Source organism: Vibrio salilacus, assembly GCF_002811245.1.
Classification (GTDB): Bacteria; Pseudomonadota; Gammaproteobacteria; order Enterobacterales; family Vibrionaceae; genus Vibrio; species Vibrio salilacus.
This window is the reverse complement of sequence record NZ_NIVQ01000002.1, coordinates 221,727-240,588: the sequence shown is the minus strand read 5'-3', so window position 1 is coordinate 240,588 and position 18,862 is coordinate 221,727. Positions and strand designations below refer to the sequence as shown.

Genomic DNA, 18,862 nt, shown 5'->3' with positions numbered 1-18,862 from the left:
CGCTCGTTTCGGTTTATTCCGATCACCTGATCCTACCGTTTTTCTCTCTTCCTATTTTTACTCTAAGTGATCGGATTGCGCCAGTTTTCTCATTGACTCACCTCCCAGTTCTATTCGATGACTATTGTGAACGAGACGATCCATGAGAGCGTCAGCGACGGTGGCGTTGCCGATCATGTTGTACCACTCTTTGACAGGTAGTTGACTGATGACGATTGTGCTGCTGTTTTGGTAGCGGTCCTCAAGCACTTCTAACAAGTGACCTGCATGCTCTTGAGTCAGTTTCTCCATCCCCCAGTCGTCGAGGATCAGTAGGGCTTTCTTAGCCAACGATTGAAGTTGCTTTTGATAGCTACCATCCAGACGACCTGCGGTCAGGTCATCAAGCAGGCGAGTTAATCGGTAGTATCTGACCGTGTGTTGTTGGTCGCAGGCGCTGCTTGCCAGTGCGCAGCCAAGATACGTTTTGCCTGCGCCTGTTGGGCCTGTGATCAAGATGTTCTGGTGCTTGTGAAGATAACTGCCCATCAGCAGTTCGCTCATCTGCTTGCGGTTGAGGTTTCGTCCCTCCTTGTAAATAAGTTGGCTTGGCTGAGCATCCAGTCTCAGCTTGGCTTGTCGTTTTAAGCGTTGGATTTTGCTCTGATTGCGATTCAAGATTTCACTTTCCAGAAGTAGGCTTAACCTCTCCTCGAAGTCCAGCTCTGCGTAGGTGGTCAGTTGCTCTTGTTGCTGCTCTAACGCTTTCGCCGCATGACTTAAGCGCAGGGTTTTGAGTTGGTCGTTCAGTGCGTTCATATCCTTTCTCCTAGTGATAACAGTTCGGGCCACGAACATTGCTGTGAGCAAGGTTCGGTGTGCTTGAGGTGTCTTTATTCAATTGCCCCTCGCGATTGTTTTTCAGCAGATTATTGATGAAGGTGTAGTTCGGTTTCGTCAGCATCAGCGCATCTTTACAGGCTTGTTCTAGGCGCGACTCGCCATGGTTTTTACTCAGATTGAGCAGCCCAAGACAGGAACGATAGGCCTGCTCTGGATGAGGTTTGGCGTTCAGCATCTTATTGACGACTTCTCGTGTGGCTGGGCCGATATTGGCTCCCCAGTTGAGCAAGCGTCCAGGCGACCACTTTTGATGTTGATGGTTACTCGGCATGTGCTCTGGTTGAGTGCTGTTTCCACGTTCCCTTTGGCTGCGTGGATGTTGCGCGATCAAGTTACCTTGGTGGTAGATCTGCACCAGACGGTTGGAGGCTTCCAGCTCGACATGGTGGCCAACCAGTTGATGGGGAACCGAGTAGTAGTGACGGCGATATTCGATGTGATAATCAGGCCCAACTTTGGCTCGCTTGGTTTCGGTATAGAGATATCGCTGCTTAGGAAATGGCTTTAACGCGGGTTTATCGAGTTTGTCGAACAGTGCTTTGCGGCTCGCACCATACTGCTTCATCTCACGTTCGTTTAAGTCATTCATAAGCTCACGGATGGCGAGGTTCAGCTCTTTGAAGGTATGGAAGGTTTGATGGCGAAGCCGCATCATGATCCAACGCTCCACTAGGAGCACCGCATTCTCTGCCTTGGCTTTGTCTTTTGGTTTGTAGGGGCGAGCTGGCATTACGGCGGTTTGATAGTGATTGGCCAGTTTCTGATAGCTGTCGTTCAGTCTCGGCTCATAACGATTCGCTTTGGTGACCGCGCTGCGTAGATTATCGGGGACCAAGAGATGGGGGACGCCACCGAAGTGCTCGAAGGCATTGGCATGCGCCTCTAACCAGTAAGACTTCCCTTGGCTGGGGAAGGCTTCCATATAAGTGTAGTTGGACGCGCCTAAGGTCGCCACGAACACTTCGGCTTCGCGCACTTCGCCTGTGTCAGGATTGACTACCTGAAGCCGAGGCCCACAGTAATCGATAAACAGCTTATCACCTGCCACATGGAGCTGACGCATACTGCGCTTTTGGGTTTTGAACCAACGAGTGAAGTGTTCACAGAACTGAGTGTAAGCGTAGGCTTGCTCTTGATATTGCTCATGATATTCCTGCCAGAGCAGCATCTTCGTCATGCCTTTGCGTCTGAGTTCGACAGCGTATTGCGTAAAGTCTGGCATCACCTTATCGCGACTGGCTTTCTTGCCGTGATATAGCGCCTGCGTGAGATCAGCATCGCTGCAACCTTCGGGTAGAGGCCAGCCAAGTTGGCTTTGTTTAAAGCGAGTGAGGAGTTCCGAGATGGTGGAAGGGCCGAGTTTCGTAAACGCCCCATTGTAGTAGCTAAGTGAATTTGGCCATTACATTAAAGGTTTTGCTATACCTAAAGTAATCCGTTAAATGCTAATTTAACAATACATATAACACAGAACTGTCCAGAGACGTGCTATAGCAGAAGTGCGTAACACCATCAGTCATCAACTAAGCGATGTAACATTAGTTATGAATCCTTGCGAAAGCTGACTACCTTCAATCCCCCCTGACATTGTCCATACCTATCTTTATAAGGGTAATATAATGGACTTTTAGTGGGTAAAAGGCTTGACCACTCAAAGAATCTCAAAGAAATGACTCTAAATAAAGAGAAGTAAGCACGGATTAAACTCGGTGTATATATTGGCTCAGTGGTGGGCTCTGCTCGAACTAATACTGCGGACTTTAATGATGACAAAAAGGGCAGAGAGTTAAGCATCCATGATCGTTAACACTCATTGTTAAGCACGTGTTATATCTGAGATAGATGAGAGATACGAAGTAGCATTATTTCTGATCTACGCTTGCACTCGGATGCACTAATTGAGAGTTCCACGTTTGCACTTCAGTGCATCAATAAATTGTCGTGGATGGGATGACGGAAAGCTCTGCACTTTATATATTTGAGTGCATACAGGGAGGGCAAGAATCCCCGTCATCCCGGTGTTCAGACAAGTTGTTCCGATTGAGAAATGGTAATTTGTGGCGGTGAGATTACTCACCCACCCACCGAGTGGATATAGGATTTATACTCTATAAGGGTTCGAATCCTACAGGGCGTGCCATATTCTATAAGGCCTGACAGCTTATCAAGTTGTCAGGCCTTTGTCGTTTCTGAGGTGCCATGGTGGTGCTTTTGTGATCATTTAAAACAGCCTACTGTACTTACGCAAAGCTTTTCGGTAGCATATCTCTCCTTCTAAAACAAATAGACCAAACCTAAGTTTGGCTCTTTACGTTCAGAGAACATGCGCAGTATCCATACCAATATTAAACCAGAGTTTGAACCTTTGCTGGCCGAGTTAGCCCTGCATGCTTTACTTCACCTGCGAACGAATCATGTAGGTAAGGTTTTGGTGCGTAAGCCACGTTCAGACATCAACGATATCCTCTCTGCGTGGTTAAATAAGGCCGCCAACAGCAAGAAATACAAACCCTTGAAAAAGAAAGTGCGCTCACTTGTGAGCCACGCCCGTGCTCAGCGTTTGGATATGGAAGGTATGCTGGGTAACTTACTCACGCCATCGGAAGGGGATGAGCTTCCTCACCTCGACAGCTTTCTACTGTTAGTGAATACCTTAGAGAAAGAACTCAATACCACCGTTTTGGTATCAAGCCCAGAATCTGTTGATCTTAAACATAACAGCAAAGGGTGTTTGTTGTGTGTACTCTCGCAAGATTTAAATGCGCATTTTAACCACCGAAATCGACTGGTTAATGATATTTCGATGCTGTTTCGTGGTACGTACGGCGAGAAAAATGCGTTCTTACGTATCATCTATTCTTCATCGTTGTTTGACCACAAACTTGAGTTCGAAGATGGTGATTTTGTGCGTATATCCTTAAGCTTGAGAAAATAACGGGCAATAAAAAGTGATGTTGGCCCTTTTTTGTACAGAAAGCTCGTAAACTTAGCTAAATCGCTTCATCATTGTTCGTTTGCACAGCCTGTTTTCTATTTTCTTTGCTCGCTATATTGACTATATTTTTCTTTTTATGATGTTGTGTTTCGGCTTATAACCTTGGTTTGAATATGCCTTCTAACGAAGATAAAAATTTACCTAATGTTGCGTTTTAAGCAACAGTGTTGCTAGATATCGTTAAACCAGTGTGCTAGCGTCAAACTATTATTTGGTTAATAGTTTGTATGTCTTAATGTTGTCATCACTTACACATCGTTTCTCTCTACTACCGAGTCAGTTTTACTCTTATGTCACTCCTCAGCCATTAGAATTGACACGTTGGGTTATTTGGAACGCTCAGCTAGCTGATACCTTTGATCTACCTCAATCCGCGCCACAAGGTGAGTTAAAATGCCTTTTTACCGGAGAAGTGTTACCTGACGGTACTTTACCTTTAGCGATGAAATACGCAGGTCACCAGTTTGGTGCTTATAATCCGGATTTGGGTGATGGGCGAGGCGTATTACTTGGTGAGTTGAGTAACCGCGAAGGTGAATGGTTTGATTTACACTTAAAAGGCGCAGGTCTAACGCCTTATTCGAGAATGGGCGATGGCCGTGCTGTGCTGCGATCAACGATTCGAGAGTATCTGTGCAGCGAAGCGATGGCCGCTTTAGGTGTTCCAACCACGAGAGCACTTGGTATGTTGGTCAGCGATACGCCGGTATATCGTGAAAAATGTGAGCAGGGTGCCTTATTACTGCGCACTGCACGCACGCATATCCGTTTCGGCCACTTTGAGCATTTCTTCTATACCAATCAAATTGACCAACTCAAGCTGCTCGCCGATAAAGTCATCGAATGGTATCTGCCTGATTGTAAAGGGCAGCAAAATCCTTATGCGGCGATGTTTCATCATATTGTAACGCGAACGGCTGAAATGATCGCCTGGTGGCAAGCGTACGGCTTTGCGCATGGGGTGATGAATACTGACAATATGTCGATTCTTGGTGAAACCTTTGATTATGGGCCGTTTGGCTTTTTGGATGACTACGAACCTGGCTACATTTGTAATCATTCTGATTATCAAGGGCGTTATGCGTTTGATCAGCAACCGCGTATTGCATTGTGGAACTTATCTGCATTGGCACACAGTTTGTCCCCTTTGATTGAGCGCGCCGACCTAGAGCAACAACTAGCGCAATTCGAACAGCATTTGAGTGACTGTTTTAGCCAGCGCATGCGGGCAAAATTGGGCTTATTGAGTAAACAAGCGCAAGACAGCCAGTTGTTTGCGGAAATGTTTGAACTCCTCGAAACACACTCAATTGATTATACGCGTTTCTTCCGCGAGCTCTCCTGTGTCGATCGTCACGGCATTGCGGCGTTACTGGATCTGTTTATTGACCGCCAAGCGGCCCAGCCATGGTTAAATTCATACTTATTACGCTGTGAATTAGAACGAGATGAGCAAGGCAATCCATTAACAGCCGAGCAGCGTTGCCATAAGATGCGAACGGTGAATCCGAAATACATTTTACGCAATTACCTAGCACAAATTGCGATTGATAAAGCTGAACAAGGGGACTTTAGTGAGGTGGAGCGCTTAGCTCGATTATTGGCCCAGCCTTATGATGAACAACCCGAGATGACAGCGTACGCGAATTTACCGCCGCAATGGGGCAAAAAGATGGAGATAAGCTGCTCCTCATAACAAGTGTTAACAAAATGTGACGAGGGCTGGTCAAGTTGCGTCATGGTCATTTGGTTTGTCTTCTTTATATTTTTTTTAAATATGTGTCAATTGACCCGTCTTGGTTTTTTTGATGGGTACGTTTCCACCCATTTGTGTTGCAAGATGTGATCTCAAACAGAGCGCAAAAATGCGAGGTTTTCATAAATTATTGATTTATAATTATTAATTGTCTTTTTTCTAACTTGGCTTGGTTATTGCCCTTATATAAATATCAACACCCAGTGATGGGGTTGTTCATTTAACAAGGAGAATAATAATGCTTAAGCCATTGACCTTACTATCTGCTTCAATTCTTGCTGTGACCAGTTTTAATGCTGCGGCGAACTGTGACCCGGGTGAAACGGTCATCAAGTTCAGCCATGTAACGAATACAGATAAACACCCGAAAGGAATCGCGGCTTCATTACTTGAAAAGCGTGTCAACGAAGAGATGAATGGGAAAATGTGCATACAGGTTTTCCCAAACTCAACGCTTTATGATGATGATAAAGTGCTTGAAGCGCTGCTTAATGGTGATGTGCAACTTGCTGCCCCTTCTTTATCAAAGTTTGAAAAGTTCACTAAAAAATACCGTATCTTCGATCTGCCTTTCTTGTTTGAAGATGTTGAAGCGGTTGACCGTTTCCAAAATTCACAAGCAGGTGAACAGCTCAAGAATGCAATGCGTCGCCGTGGCCTTCAAGGCTTGGCGTTTTGGCATAATGGCATGAAGCAGATGTCGGCTAACCAGCCACTTATCTCTCCCGAGGACGTCGGGTTTTTTAATTCAGCATGTTCTTGGCTTATATCCCCAATAAGATTCATTGAACGAATCGGTTGATCTAAGTACTGACGACTATTAAGAATGGCCAAACGATCTTGTTCAGAAAGAGGGGTTAAACTTTTAAACAACCAGTTATCGTTGCTTGACGCAATGGTATTGTCATATTCATCAAGCAGGTAAGCGTCCGTCGACTGGAGAGCGGCAACTAGAGCGGGGTTTTTGGCGATTAACTGCGGTAAATGCACATACTTATCGAGTTTACTAGAAATGTACTCCGCAAAACGTTCTAGTTGTTCTTGATGGTTTGCTAACTGCCTGTTTTGACTTGATTGCCAAAACCAAATTGAGCCACCGATAACGACAAAAACGTACAGCACCAGCAGAGTAAATTTGCTGCGACGAAACGTTAGCATTTCAATCCCTGAATGACTTCTTTAACTGGCTATAGCGTAAAGGGTTTTGTTACAAATGTGTTTAGGGGCATTGATAAATTGAGGGATAAAACCGGACTTAGATCGACTTTTGTCTTTAAACTCAAAAAAAACATTAGTTTCTCTTGAAAAAGACTTTAATGTCCCCATTTCTGAGTGCAAAGAAACCGTAATTGGTGTTTTTTTTAGCAGTTAAGTGAGTTTTTAGGGTTATCGCGTGGCGATCTCTGCGATCGGCTCGACAGCTATCGATCTGCTCGGTAGAATGCTGCGTCTAAATTTTTAATCCTGAGGCTAATCGGAGATACCTTTAGCGACGATTGTTCGAGAAGATATCGCTGATTAGTCCGGTAACTAAGATGGCTTAGTTTCCGATACTCGATTTATCAAGAGTACTCATAGAGTACATACAAGGATGGGTTCTCTCTATAATACGAGTGGAGCACATAAGCTCAGTAATCTGAGCCAGTTTTGAGGTTAATGAATAATGCAAGTTACTGTTGAAACGCTAGAGGGCCTACAGCGTCGTCTAAACATTACTGTTCCTGCTGCAAACATCGAAGATGCTGTAACAGCTGAACTACGCAACATCGCAAAAAACCGTCGTTTCGATGGTTTCCGTAAAGGCAAAGTGCCGCTAAAAATGGTTGCGCAGATGTACGGCAAAGCAGTACGTCAAGACGTGATGGGCGAAGTAATGCAACGTCACTTCATCGAAGCGATCGTTAAAGAAAAAATCAACCCAGCAGGCGCACCAGCTTTCGCTCCAGTAGAGAACAATGAAGGTCAAGACCTAGTTTTCACTGCAACTTTTGAAGTTTACCCAGAAGTTGAGCTGAAAGGTCTTGATAAGATCACTGTTGAAAAACCAACAACTGAAGTTCAAGATGCTGACGTTGAAGAGATGATCGACACACTTCGCAAGCAGCAAGCTGCTTGGGTTGAAGTTGAAGAAGCTGCTGGCGAAGGCAAGCGTGCGACCATTGATTTCGTTGGTTCTATTGACGGTGAAGAGTTTGAAGGCGGTAAAGCTGAAAACTTCCCACTAGAAATGGGTGCAGGTCGTATGATCCCAGGTTTTGAAGATGGTATCGCAGGTAAGACTGCTGGTATGGAATTCGAAATCGATGTGACATTCCCTGAAGATTACCACGCTGAAAACCTAAAAGGTAAAGCGGCTAAGTTTGCTATCAAAGTAAACAAAGTTGAAGCGCGTGAGCTACCAGAACTAAACGACGAGTTTGTTTCTAAGTTCGGTGTAGCTGAAGGTGGTATTGATGCACTTAAAGCAGAAGTTCGTAAGAACATGGAACGTGAGCTTAAGCAAGCGATCAAAAACCGTATCAAAGAGCAAGCGCTTGACGGCCTAGTGAAAGAGAACGACATCGATGTTCCTACCGCACTTATCGATCAAGAGATCGGTACGCTACGTCAGCAAGCTGCGCAACGCTTTGGCGGTAACCCTGAAGCAGCAGCGCAGCTTCCACGCGAATTGTTCGAAGAGCAAGCTAAACGTCGCGTAGTTGTTGGTCTGCTTCTAGGTGAAGTGATCAAGTCTGAAGAGCTAAAAGCGGACGACGAAAAAGTGAAAGCTATCATCGAAGAGATGGCGACAGCATACGAAGATCCAGCAGAAGTCGTTGCTTACTACGAGCAAAACGAGCAAATGATGAACAACATGCGTAACGTTGCTCTAGAAGAGCAAGCAATTGACGCTATCATTGCGAAAGCTCAGGTGACTGACGCGGCCGTTAGCTTCAACGAGCTAATGAACCAGCAGCCAGCAGCGTAATAAGCAATATAGTGCTTAGAAGGTTGACTTAACGTTAACTATTCTGCTAACAATGGTCCGTATGAAATACTTCATCCGGGCCATTTATTTTAGGGACATAACAATATGAGCTACCAAGAAAAAAATGCAATGTCACCAATTTTAGACGCGCTAGTACCAATGGTGGTTGAACAGACTTCCCGTGGTGAACGTTCTTACGACATTTACTCTCGTTTGCTTAAAGAACGTGTCATATTCCTAACCGGTCAAGTAGAAGATCAGATGGCAAATCTTGTCGTGGCTCAGCTACTTTTCCTTGAATCTGAAAACCCAGACAAAGACATTTTCCTCTACATTAACTCGCCAGGTGGCAGCGTAACAGCAGGTATGTCTATTTACGACACCATGCAGTTTATTAAGCCAAATGTAAGCACGGTTTGTATGGGACAAGCTTGTTCAATGGGTGCTTTTCTGCTCGCAGGTGGTGCTCAAGGTAAACGTTACGTTTTACCTAACTCACGTGTGATGATTCACCAACCATTGGGTGGTTTCCAAGGTCAGGCATCTGATATCCAGATCCATGCCCAAGAAATTCTGACCATTAAACAAAGACTCAATAAACTTCTTGCTGAGCATACCGGCCAGCCACTAGAAGTGATTGAGCGTGATACTGACCGCGATAACTTTATGGCAGCAGATCAAGCTGTGGAATACGGTTTAGTCGATGCAATTCTGACTCAACGCGGCGAATAACTAGCAAGATTGGGGTATATTGATATACACTCAATTTATATCAGTAAAGGCTAAGAGGTTAGCGAATGACAGATAAAAGCAAAGAGAGCGGTAGTAGTAAGCTTCTTTACTGCTCTTTCTGCGGCAAAAGCCAGCACGAAGTTCGCAAGCTAATCGCTGGTCCGTCAGTCTATATTTGTGACGAATGTGTCGATTTGTGTAACGACATTATTCGTGAAGAAATTAAAGATGTTCTACCAAAGAAACAATCCGAAGCGCTTCCTGTGCCTCGCGATATTCGTGAACATCTTGATGACTACGTGATCGGTCAAGATTACGCTAAGAAAGTGTTAGCAGTAGCCGTTTATAACCACTATAAGCGTTTACGAAATGGAGACACAACGAGCGAAGGTGTTGAGCTTGGTAAAAGTAACATTCTTCTTATTGGTCCAACTGGTAGTGGTAAAACACTGTTGGCAGAGACTTTAGCTCGTTTCCTAGATGTACCATTCACAATGGCTGACGCAACCACGCTAACAGAAGCGGGTTACGTTGGTGAAGATGTCGAAAACATCATCCAGAAATTGCTGCAAAAATGTGATTACGACGTCGCTAAAGCGGAACGTGGTATTGTGTACATCGATGAAATCGACAAGATTTCTCGTAAAGCTGAAAACCCATCGATCACGCGTGACGTGTCGGGTGAGGGTGTTCAGCAAGCGCTATTGAAATTGATCGAAGGCACGGTTGCTTCGGTTCCACCTCAAGGTGGTCGTAAGCATCCACAACAAGAGTTCCTCCAAGTAGATACCTCTAAGATTCTATTTATTTGTGGTGGTGCTTTTGCCGGTCTCGATAAAGTGATTGAGCAGCGTGTTGCGACAGGCACAAGCATTGGCTTTGGTGCCGAAGTTCGTTCAAAAGACGAAACCAAAACTGTGGGTGAGTTGTTCACTCAAGTCGAACCCGAAGATTTGGTTAAATATGGCCTTATCCCTGAGTTTATTGGTCGTCTGCCTGTAACAACGACGTTGACAGAGCTCGACGAGGACGCACTGATTCAGATTCTGTGTGAACCCAAGAATGCCCTGACCAAACAATACGCAGCGCTGTTTGAACTAGAAGATGCTGAACTCGAATTCCGTGAAGACGCCCTACGTGCTATCGCCAAAAAAGCGATGGAGCGCAAAACAGGTGCCCGTGGTCTACGTTCAATTCTAGAAAACGTGTTGCTTGAAACCATGTATGAACTGCCATCAATGACAGACGTAAGTAAAGTCGTTATTGATGAGTCAGTGATTAAAGGTGAATCTAAGCCTCTGCTGATTTATAGCAACTCAGATAATCAAGCTGCAGGCGCAGAATCATAATCTAAATCACAGATTTAGATACGGATAAAAAGGGAGTAATCATTTACTCCCTTTTTTTTATTCTTTCATTGAATCCAATTAATTAGCCCCCATATACTGCTCATAAGACTAAGCGGAAGAGAGAAGCATATGAACTTGGAACGTTCCGAACGTATCGAGATCCCCGTACTACCTCTAAGGGATGTAGTCGTTTACCCGCATATGGTAATTCCTTTGTTTGTTGGTCGTGAAAAGTCGATCGCCTGTTTAGAGGCGGCGATGGATAACAACAAGCAAGTGTTATTAGTAGCGCAAAAAGAAGCGGATACTGATGAGCCAAATCAGGCAGATATGTTTGAAGTGGGTACCGTTGCCACCATCCTACAACTACTGAAACTGCCAGACGGCACGGTGAAAGTGCTAGTAGAAGGTCAGCAACGCGCCAAAATTAACCACTTTATCGAAAATGACTTCTTTTACGCTGAGGCTCAGTACCTTACAACGGCTGAGCTGGATGAGCGCGAGCAAGAAGTGATTGTTCGTAGTGCTATTAATCAGTTTGAAGGCTTCATTAAGCTTAACAAGAAGATTCCACCTGAAGTGCTAACGTCACTCAATGGTATTGATGAAGCAGCGCGTCTGGCTGATACCATCGCGGCGCACATGCCATTAAAGTTGGCTGACAAACAGAGAGTACTTGAGCTGGTTGAAGTGAGTGAGCGTCTTGAGTTCTTAATGGGTCAAATGGAGTCTGAAATCGACTTACTTCAAGTTGAGAAGCGCATCCGTACCCGCGTTAAGAAACAGATGGAAAAATCTCAACGTGAGTACTATCTGAATGAGCAAATGAAAGCGATTCAGAAAGAACTGGGTGAGAGCGAAGATGGTGTTGATGAATTTGAAACGCTTAAGCAGAAAATCATCGATGCTAAGATGCCAAAAGAAGCGCGCGAGAAAACCGAGCAAGAACTGCAAAAGCTGAAGATGATGTCGCCGATGTCGGCCGAAGCGACAGTGGTACGTGGCTATATTGATTGGATGCTTGGCGTACCTTGGAACAAACGCTCTAAAGTGAAGAAAGACCTCGCCAAAGCGGAAAAAGTGCTTAACGAAGATCATTATGGTCTAGAGCGAGTCAAAGAACGCATTCTTGAATACCTCGCGGTACAAAGCCGAATCAATAAGCTCAAAGGGCCGATTCTTTGTCTTGTTGGGCCTCCTGGTGTCGGTAAAACTTCATTAGGTCGTTCAATTGCAGCAGCAACAGGTCGCCAGTACACCCGCATGGCACTTGGTGGCGTGCGTGATGAAGCGGAGATTCGTGGACATCGTCGTACTTACATCGGCTCGATGCCTGGTAAACTGATTCAGAAAATGTCGAAAGTTGGCGTTAAGAATCCGCTGTTCTTACTCGATGAGATTGACAAAATGTCTTCGGACATGCGTGGCGATCCTTCGTCTGCTCTATTGGAAGTACTTGATCCTGAACAGAACAATGCATTTAACGACCACTACCTTGAGGTTGACTACGATCTCTCTGATGTGATGTTTGTTGCGACGTCTAACTCGATGAACATACCTGGCCCACTGCTGGATCGTATGGAAGTGATTCGTCTGTCAGGTTACACCGAGGACGAAAAGCTCAATATTGCTAAGCGCCATTTAGTAGAAAAGCAGATTACGCGTAATGGCTTGAAAACGGGTGAAATCGAAATTGAAGACTCAGCCATCATTGGCATTATCCGTTACTACACCCGTGAAGCTGGGGTACGTAGCCTAGAGCGTGAAATTTCTAAGATTTGTCGTAAAGCGGTTAAAAACATTCTTCTGGCACCAGAGCTGAAGAAAGTCACAGTCAACATGGATAACCTCAAAGAGTACTTAGGGGTCCAACGCCACGACTTTGGTAAAGCGGAAGACAGCAACCGTATCGGCCAAGTTACTGGTCTAGCTTGGACGGAAGTGGGCGGTGATCTGCTGACTATCGAAACGCAATCAATGCCAGGTAAAGGTAAGCTCACTCAAACAGGCTCTCTGGGCGATGTGATGCAGGAGTCGATTCAAGCTGCGATGACCGTGGTTCGCTCGCGTGCTGAGAAGTTAGGAATTAACACCGACTTCTATGAGAAGCGTGATATTCACGTTCACGTGCCGGAAGGTGCGACACCAAAAGATGGTCCAAGTGCGGGTATCGCAATGTGTACCGCTTTAGTATCGAGCCTAACTGGTAATCCGGTTAAAGCTGAAGTCGCAATGACTGGGGAAATTACCCTACGTGGTGAAGTGCTTCCGATTGGCGGCCTTAAAGAGAAGTTGCTAGCGGCACACCGTGGTGGCATCAAAACGGTGCTTATTCCAAAAGACAACGAGCGTGATTTGGAAGAGATTCCAGACAACGTTATCGCTGATCTTACTGTTATTCCAGTACGTTGGATTGACGAAGTCTTGAAAGTTGCATTGGAAAAAGATCCGTCAGGTGTTGAGTTTGCCATCGAAAAATAGTGATGTGCAGCAAAAATAAGTAAAAGATTACGCTGATAAGCATAAAAAGGCTTGTCAGCGTTTTTTTTGGGCGCTAACGTTAGCGACTATAGCTTCAAGCCTTGTATTGTAAGGGTTTGTCGCTAATTTGAAACGAAATGGAACGTATAGCCACCTATAAAAATACAACCAGGTGGCGCAAAGGGGAATCACAGTGAATAAAACACAATTAGTAGAAAAAATCGCAGAAAATGCAGATCTATCTAAAGCTTCTGCAGGTCGTGCTCTAGACGCATTCATCGAAGCAGTTGGCGAGACTCTGCAATCAGGTGACCAAGTTGCTCTAGTTGGCTTTGGTACATTCAGCGTTCGCACTCGTGCTGCACGCACAGGTCGTAATCCAAAGACGGGTGAAGAGATCCAAATCGCTGAAGCAAAAGTACCAGCATTTAAAGCGGGTAAAGCTCTAAAAGATTCTTGCAATTAATCAAAAAATCGTCATTTAGACGTATTTTTTCGAACCTTTTTAAATTATGCGCATCATACTGATGCGCATTTCTTTTTCTGATATTATCGCGCTATCCAGATTTTTAATTTAGTAATGTACGTCGCACTGGCTAAAGCAGCATTTGAGTGCGTTGTATAAGCGGAGAGTAGTTTAAGTATGATGGACCGATTACGCGAAGGCGTTAATAGCATCGCGGTTAAAATTATCTTAGGGCTTATCATCCTGTCTTTTGTGTTCGCGGGAGTTGGTAGCTACATTATCGGTGGCTCTAACAATGCAGCAGCAAAAGTAGGTAATGTTGAGATTGGTCGTGGTGAGTTTGAGCAAGCTTATCAAAATGAACGTAATCGTATGCAGGCTCAGCTTGGTGATTACTTCTCTAACCTGCTTGCCGATCCAAGTTATGTTGAGTCTTTCCGCAAGTCTGTTCTTGATCGTATGGTTGACGATTTATTGCTAGAACAGCATGCAGAGTCATTAGGTTTACGTGTCAGTGATTCTCAGGTAAGAACGCTGATCCTAGAGATGCCTCAATTCCAAGTCGACGGCCAGTTTGACCAAGACATCTACCAAACCGCGTTGCGTCGTGCGGGGTTCTCTCCTGAGAGCTTTGCTGAGTACCTTCGTCGTGATTTGGTACGCAATCAACTGCTAACGGCTATCCAAGCGAGTGACTTTTCACTGCCTGGCGAAGTGGAAGCGCAAAGTAAACTACTGACTCAAACTCGTGACATTAAGAAAATCACGTTATCACGTGCAGATTTTGCCGCTAAAGCGGAACTGTCTGAGCAAGAAATTGAACAGTATTATCAACAAAACGCTGAGCGTTATACTCGTCCGGCACAAGCCAAAGTTGCTTACATCGAACTTTCTGCGCAACAGTTGAAACAAGCGTTCGAAGTGTCAGACGAAGAAGCTCAGCAATACTACCAAGAGCATCTAGAAAAATATTCGTCTGAAGAGCAGCGTAGTGTCAGCCATATTCTGATTGAAGGTGATGACCAAGCAAAAGCGCAAGCTATCTTAGATCAGTTAAACGCGGGTGCCGATTTTGCCGCCTTGGCTGAAGAGAAATCCGATGACTTTGGCAGTGCGTCACAAGGAGGATCGCTAGGTTGGATTGAGCGTGATGTCATGGACCCTACGTTTGAAGAAGCCGCATTTGGTCTACAAAATGTTGGTGATACCACAGGCTTGGTTAAATCGAGCTTTGGTTACCACATCATTAAGCTTGACGAGTTGAAAGATTCAGTGGCTAAGCCATACCAAGACGTTGCCTCCGACATCAAGCAAGAGCTTAAGGATCAGCGCGCTGTTGATAAGTTCTATGAACTGCAAAGTGAACTTGAGCGCATTGCTTTTGAATATCCAGACTCTCTCGACGATGCAGCAATGGCGATTAATGCTAAGATCCAAACGACAGACTTTATTTCTGAATCTGATGCCCCTGAGCTATTGAAAGCGCCGGCGGTGATGCAGGCGATTCTAAGCCCTGAAGTCAAAGAAGATGGGTTAAACTCTGAAGTGATTGAAGTTGCACCAGAGCACGTGCTCGTCTTGCGTGTAGAAGAGAGTCGTGATGAAACCGTGCTTCCATTTGAAGAGGTTCGTTCACAGGCGACTCAATCACTGGCGAATATCAAAGGTGAACAAGCTGCGATGGAGTTAGCGCAAACGGTGATTGAAGACCTTAAGCAAGGTGAGCAGTCTTCTCTTGTTGAGAACGATTTGGCGTTCAGCGAGGCTGAAACGCTTGATCGCAGCTCTCCGTTAGCCGATGTTATCTTCTCTATGGCGAAACCTGCAGAGGGACAAGCTGAGTTCGCGTCAGCCAAGGATCTTAATGGTGACATCGTTATCGTTGAGCTAACTAAGGTTGCTGCTGATTTTGATCCGCAGTATAACCAGCAGATTGGTGCTCAGATCACTCAGGTCAACTCTCAGCAAGATGTATCGGGTCTAGTCAGTATTTTACGTAAGACCATCGATATCGAGTACTACGTTGTGAACTGATCGCAATAGATAATGTAATTGATACATCGATAAAAAACGGACTGCTTCGGCAGTTCGTTTTATTTTGTCTCTCAGACGTGTTGCTTTTTCACCAATCAGGATAGTCTCAATGGACTTCACACCAAAGAGGAATATCCAAATGATTAAAACTGTTTTGCTGGCTTTTGTTTTGTTCTGTGTCAGCCCGTTAAGCTTCTCGCAACAGCAGGATGTAGACCCTAAATATGATGGTATTGAAATCACGGTCAACATTAATCAAGCCAGTGCGCAAGAGTTAGCGGATCTGTTAAAGGGGATTGGACTAAAAAAAGCGCAAGCGATTATCGATTATCGTCAGCACAATGGTGACTTTACCAGTGCTGATGCACTCACGGCGATAAAAGGGATCGGGCCATCCATCGTTGAAAAAAATCGCAACCGGATTGAGCTATAACTGTACGTAAGAGCGCGAGGGCGCTCTTTTTTTTAATTCACTTCGATCCTGCCTAGAACCTACACTCGTTTACCTCTATAATTTCACGCCGAACAGGGTCTCAGCATTAAGCTTTGACGCGCAACCAACATGGAGTAAAACATGTCGTCTCATACACCGGTGGTCACCGTTGATGGACCGAGCGGTGCCGGTAAAGGTACGCTTTGTATGCTACTAGCCAAACAGCTAGGTTTTCACTTACTAGATTCTGGTGCGATCTATCGCGTACTTGCGCTTGCAGCCATTCACCATGGTGTCGATTTAGAGTCTGAAGATGCACTGGTTCCTCTTGCGACCCATTTAGATGTTCAATTCATTGCTGAAGGTGACTTGGTAAAAGTGATCCTTGAAGGTGAAGATGTCTCGAGTGAACTGCGTAAAGAAGTTACCGGTATGGCGGCATCAAAAGTGGCGGCACTACCACGTGTAAGAGAAGCGCTACTGCGTCGTCAACGAGCGTTTGCTGATGGCTCAGGTTTGGTCGCGGATGGACGCGACATGGGCACAGTGGTTTTTCCACAAGCAGAAGTAAAGATTTTCCTTGATGCGAGTGCGCAAGAGCGTGCGAGCCGTCGCCTTAAACAGTTGCAAGGCAAAGGGTTAGATGTTAGATTTGACGACCTTTTGAGCGAGATCCAAGAGCGTGACGATCGAGATCGTAACCGCCCAGTAGCGCCATTACGCCCTGCTGAGGATGCGCTTTTGCTTGATTCTACTACGATGAGTATCGACGAAGTGGTAGAAAAAGCACTACAATATATCGAATCGAAGCTAGTAGCATAGGCTGCTAGGTAAGAGCGTTGGTCGCAAGGATGATGACTGGCGAATTTAATAACCCCACGCGGTAGGATACCCGTGGACGTTTAATTTATTGAAGATTAAATAATGACTGAATCTTTTGCTCAACTCTTTGAAGAGTTTCTAAACGAAACCGAATTCCAACAAGGCAGTATCGTTAAAGGTACTGTAGTCGCTATCGAGAACGGTTTCGTTCTTGTTGATGCTGGTCTTAAGTCTGAATCTGCTATCCCTGCTGAACAGTTCAAGAACGCTGCTGGCGAACTTGAAGTTGAAGTTGGCGCTGAAGTAGACGTAGCTTTAGACGCTGTTGAAGATGGTTTCGGTGAAACTCAACTTTCTCGTGAGAAAGCGAAGCGTCACGAAGCTTGGATCGTACTTGAGAAAGCTTGTGAAGAAGCTGAAACTGTTGTTGGTATCATCAACGGTAAAGTTAAAGGCGGTTTCACTGTTGAACTAAACGGTATCCGTGCTTTCCTTCCTGGTTCTCTAGTAGACGTTCGCCCAATCCGCGACACTGCTCACCTAGAAAACAAAGAGCTAGAGTTCAAAGTTATCAAACTTGACCAGAAGCGTAACAACGTAGTTGTTTCTCGTCGTGCAGTAATCGAGTCTGAGAACAGTGTTGAGCGTGATGAGCTTCTAGAAACGCTACAAGAAGGCGCAGAAGTTAAAGGTATCGTTAAGAACCTTACTGACTACGGTGCATTCGTAGACCTAGGCGGCGTTGACGGCCTGCTACACATCACTGACATGGCTTGGAAGCGCGTTAAGCACCCTTCTGAGATCGTTAACGTTGGTGACGAGATCCAAGTTAAAGTTCTTAAGTTCGATCGTGAGCGTACTCGCGTATCACTAGGTCTTAAGCAACTAGGCGAAGATCCATGGGTAGCAATCGCTAAGCGTTACCCAGAAGGTCACAAACTATCTGGTCGCGTTACTAACCTAACTGACTACGGCTGTTTCGTTGAAATCGAAGAAGGCGTTGAAGGTCTAGTACACGTTTCTGAAATGGATTGGACTAACAAGAACATTCACCCATCTAAAGTTGTTAATGTTGGCGACGAAGTTGAGGTTATGGTTCTTGAAATCGACGAAGAACGTCGTCGTATCTCTCTAGGTCTGAAACAGTGTAAAGCTAACCCATGGCAGTCATTCGCTGAAGCGCAAGCTAAAGGCGATAAAGTAACTGGTAAGATCAAGTCTATCACTGACTTTGGTATCTTTATCGGTCTAGACGGCGGCATCGATGGTCTAGTTCACCTATCTGACATTTCTTGGAATGTTGCTGGTGAAGAAGCGGTACGTGAGTACAAGAAAGGCGACGAAATCTCTGCAGTTGTTCTAGCAGTAGACGCTGAGCGTGAGCGCATTTCTCTAGGCGTTAAGCAAATGGAAAATGACCCATTCAATGCTTACGTTGCAGACAACAAGAAAGGTGCTCTAGTTAACGGTACTGTTACAGCAGTAGACGCTAAAGGTGCAACTATCGAGCTTGAAGAAGGCGTAGAAGGTTACATCCGCGCTTCTGAAGTTGCTCGTGACCGCATCGAAGACGCTTCTCTAATCTTGAGTGTTGGTGACAGTGTTGAAGCGAAGTTCACAGGTGTAGACCGTAAGAACCGCGTAATCAACCTATCTATCAAAGCTAAAGACGAAGCTGACGAGCAAGAAGCAATGGCTTCACTGAACAAAGCAGATGATGCTTCATTCGGTAACGCTATGGCTGACGCTTTCAAAGCAGCTAAAGGCGAATAATTGTTTCGCTTTTAAGTTAAAGGAGCCGTAAGGCTCCTTTTTTATATTTTAATTTTAAATAGTGGTAATACCAATCTCTACAAGTCGCTCAAGAAAAAGCACTTTTTCTTTGCACACATTGCTCAAATATTGTCTAAAATGTAAGTCAAGTGTTTGTTGGAACTGGTATTA

At 45.1% G+C, this 18,862-nt stretch carries 12 protein-coding genes and 2 pseudogenes; 12 read left to right on the top strand and 2 right to left on the bottom strand.

Going from position 1 to position 18,862, the window contains the following annotated elements; translation table 11 throughout:
• Window positions 1-57: 57 nt before the first annotated feature.
• Complete coding sequence (gene istB, locus CDZ87_RS02480; RefSeq protein WP_100752023.1) at window positions 58-798, bottom strand: IS21-like element ISVch3 family helper ATPase IstB; 741 nt, start codon at window positions 796-798, stop codon at window positions 58-60.
• Window positions 799-808: 10 nt separating this feature from the next.
• A pseudogene (istA, locus tag CDZ87_RS02475) lies at window positions 809-2,245 on the bottom strand (IS21 family transposase); the annotation flags it as partial.
• A 960-nt stretch (window positions 2,246-3,205) separates the two neighbouring features.
• Here istA and CDZ87_RS02470 point away from each other — a divergent pair.
• The 12 genes and pseudogenes from CDZ87_RS02470 to rpsA all read left to right on the top strand — a co-directional run bounded on the left by CDZ87_RS02470 (window position 3,206) and on the right by rpsA (window position 18,691).
• The gene (locus tag CDZ87_RS02470) at window positions 3,206-3,817 is read left to right on the top strand and encodes a DUF2913 family protein (RefSeq protein ID WP_100752022.1); all 612 of its coding nucleotides are present in this window, start codon (window positions 3,206-3,208) and stop codon (window positions 3,815-3,817) included.
• A 295-nt stretch (window positions 3,818-4,112) separates the two neighbouring features.
• Window positions 4,113-5,573 carry a protein adenylyltransferase SelO gene (locus CDZ87_RS02465; protein ID WP_100752021.1) on the top strand — a complete coding sequence of 487 codons (1,461 nt, stop codon included), beginning with the start codon at window positions 4,113-4,115 and terminating at the stop codon, window positions 5,571-5,573.
• Between the two features lie 298 nt (window positions 5,574-5,871).
• Window positions 5,872-6,366 (top strand): annotated as a pseudogene (gene dctP, locus CDZ87_RS02460) (TRAP transporter substrate-binding protein DctP); the annotation flags it as partial.
• 930 nt (window positions 6,367-7,296) lie between these two features.
• A complete protein-coding gene (gene tig / locus CDZ87_RS02450) occupies window positions 7,297-8,601 on the top strand; it encodes a trigger factor (RefSeq protein WP_100752020.1) in 1,305 nt (434 codons plus the stop codon).
• A gap of 105 nt (window positions 8,602-8,706) precedes the next feature.
• Window positions 8,707-9,333, top strand: coding sequence for an ATP-dependent Clp endopeptidase proteolytic subunit ClpP (gene clpP, locus CDZ87_RS02445; RefSeq protein WP_038172938.1), 627 nt, complete (start codon window positions 8,707-8,709; stop codon window positions 9,331-9,333).
• Window positions 9,334-9,398: 65 nt separating this feature from the next.
• Window positions 9,399-10,682 carry an ATP-dependent protease ATP-binding subunit ClpX gene (clpX, locus tag CDZ87_RS02440; RefSeq protein ID WP_100752019.1) on the top strand — a complete coding sequence of 428 codons (1,284 nt, stop codon included), beginning with the start codon at window positions 9,399-9,401 and terminating at the stop codon, window positions 10,680-10,682.
• A 129-nt stretch (window positions 10,683-10,811) separates the two neighbouring features.
• Window positions 10,812-13,163 (top strand): endopeptidase La, encoded by a 2,352-nt coding sequence (gene lon, locus CDZ87_RS02435; RefSeq protein WP_100752018.1) that lies wholly within the window; start codon window positions 10,812-10,814, stop codon window positions 13,161-13,163.
• Between the two features lie 187 nt (window positions 13,164-13,350).
• The gene (locus CDZ87_RS02430; protein ID WP_269376233.1) at window positions 13,351-13,629 is read left to right on the top strand and encodes an HU family DNA-binding protein; all 279 of its coding nucleotides are present in this window, start codon (window positions 13,351-13,353) and stop codon (window positions 13,627-13,629) included.
• Between the two features lie 177 nt (window positions 13,630-13,806).
• On the top strand, window positions 13,807-15,663 hold the full coding sequence (gene ppiD / locus CDZ87_RS02425; RefSeq protein ID WP_100752017.1) for a peptidylprolyl isomerase: 1,857 nt from the start codon (window positions 13,807-13,809) through the stop codon (window positions 15,661-15,663).
• A 139-nt stretch (window positions 15,664-15,802) separates the two neighbouring features.
• The gene (locus CDZ87_RS02420) at window positions 15,803-16,096 is read left to right on the top strand and encodes a ComEA family DNA-binding protein (protein WP_100752016.1); all 294 of its coding nucleotides are present in this window, start codon (window positions 15,803-15,805) and stop codon (window positions 16,094-16,096) included.
• A 141-nt stretch (window positions 16,097-16,237) separates the two neighbouring features.
• A complete protein-coding gene (cmk, locus tag CDZ87_RS02415; RefSeq protein WP_100752015.1) occupies window positions 16,238-16,918 on the top strand; it encodes a (d)CMP kinase in 681 nt (226 codons plus the stop codon).
• A 102-nt stretch (window positions 16,919-17,020) separates the two neighbouring features.
• Window positions 17,021-18,691 carry a 30S ribosomal protein S1 gene (gene rpsA, locus CDZ87_RS02410; protein ID WP_038172931.1) on the top strand — a complete coding sequence of 557 codons (1,671 nt, stop codon included), beginning with the start codon at window positions 17,021-17,023 and terminating at the stop codon, window positions 18,689-18,691.
• Window positions 18,692-18,862: the final 171 nt, after the last annotated feature.

Coding starts and splice junctions, on each gene's coding strand:
- istB (WP_100752023.1), bottom strand. CDS start 798: ATGAACGCACTGAACGACCAACTCAAAACCCTGCGCTTAAGTCATGCG.
- CDZ87_RS02470 (WP_100752022.1), top strand. CDS start 3,206: ATGCGCAGTATCCATACCAATATTAAACCAGAGTTTGAACCTTTGCTG.
- CDZ87_RS02465 (WP_100752021.1), top strand. CDS start 4,113: ATGTTGTCATCACTTACACATCGTTTCTCTCTACTACCGAGTCAGTTT.
- tig (WP_100752020.1), top strand. CDS start 7,297: ATGCAAGTTACTGTTGAAACGCTAGAGGGCCTACAGCGTCGTCTAAAC.
- clpP (WP_038172938.1), top strand. CDS start 8,707: ATGAGCTACCAAGAAAAAAATGCAATGTCACCAATTTTAGACGCGCTA.
- clpX (WP_100752019.1), top strand. CDS start 9,399: ATGACAGATAAAAGCAAAGAGAGCGGTAGTAGTAAGCTTCTTTACTGC.
- lon (WP_100752018.1), top strand. CDS start 10,812: ATGAACTTGGAACGTTCCGAACGTATCGAGATCCCCGTACTACCTCTA.
- ppiD (WP_100752017.1), top strand. CDS start 13,807: ATGATGGACCGATTACGCGAAGGCGTTAATAGCATCGCGGTTAAAATT.
- CDZ87_RS02420 (WP_100752016.1), top strand. CDS start 15,803: ATGATTAAAACTGTTTTGCTGGCTTTTGTTTTGTTCTGTGTCAGCCCG.
- cmk (WP_100752015.1), top strand. CDS start 16,238: ATGTCGTCTCATACACCGGTGGTCACCGTTGATGGACCGAGCGGTGCC.
- rpsA (WP_038172931.1), top strand. CDS start 17,021: ATGACTGAATCTTTTGCTCAACTCTTTGAAGAGTTTCTAAACGAAACC.